We start from the raw sequence: 912 nt of genomic DNA, 5'->3' as shown, positions 1-912 counted from the left end.
GACCAGCACATGGCAACGGCGCTCAATTCCTATCTTGAGGGCCTTGTGTCCCTACCTGAGCTATTGACTGAGCTTCGCCGTCCATACCTGCACTGATCTCTCTATCACTCAGAGAGCCTGCTAACGGAGACGGCGCAAGCTCGATGCCGCTCGCAACCGCGTTGATCGCTCCGACGCCTTTGTCTCGGCGCGCCTGCTCAGATGTGTGCCCCTCAGGGATTGCCACAAGGCTGCCTGCCTTACGGTAGTGCTCCAAGAGCTGCTCAAAGCTCGCCAACCCTTTCACGAAGATCCTCTCATCTCGACGCACTGCAATTCGCTGGCTCAGTTCACTGCGATCTGCCTTCGCCTGAGCGGTGCTGTGGGCGGAATGGGAATGAATGCGGTCGGAGATCATGGCGCGTATCCACTCAATCTCGCCTTTGCCGTTGATACGCCCGTCCAGGACTCGCGTCTTGGCTGCCAGCCCAGAGGCCTCCATGCGCCTAGTGGTCGCCAACAGATGAGCGTAGAAGTAGCGAGGATCGTCCTTGGTTGGCCGGTGATGGCTCGCTTGTAGCGCAAAGCCATATCGCTTGATCAGTGCATGCGAGATGTCGAGAACCAGGTCCCAACGCTCGCGGTCATCGAGCTCGTGCGGCAAGGCAATGGTGAAATCACGGCAAACGGTACTGTTGCGGCGGCGCTCTGCCGCCTCTGCTGCGGCCCAGAGGCGTTGCGGGTCATTAGTCCAAGCGGGCGCCCCAGAGGGAGCCACGCAGCAGGCCTGGATGATTCCAGCCCTGCCCCGGTAGTCATGTTTGACGCCGGATCGGGGATCAGTGAGCACGAATCCGCCCCGGTAGGCGGCGGCTGCGAGGGCGGAATGGGAATGAATGCGGTCGGAGATCATGGCGCGTATCCACTCAATCT

At 60.5% G+C, this 912-nt stretch carries 1 protein-coding gene; it reads right to left on the bottom strand.

The window, feature by feature from the left end:
- Nucleotides 1-22 precede the first annotated feature (22 nt).
- Complete coding sequence (locus tag AC1DQP_RS21000; RefSeq protein WP_478052498.1) at nucleotides 23-892, bottom strand: MobA/MobL family protein; 870 nt, start codon at nucleotides 890-892, stop codon at nucleotides 23-25.
- Nucleotides 893-912: the final 20 nt, after the last annotated feature.

The sequence above is a fragment of the Stenotrophomonas sp. P5_A8 genome (assembly GCF_056400545.1).
Note: the sequence above shows the minus strand (reverse complement) of the source record. Positions and strands in the feature narration are given on the sequence as shown.

Bases quoted from the DNA above. Each gene is read 5' to 3' on its own strand.
- AC1DQP_RS21000 (WP_478052498.1), bottom strand. From the start codon at position 892: ATGATCTCCGACCGCATTCATTCCCATTCCGCCCTCGCAGCCGCCGCC.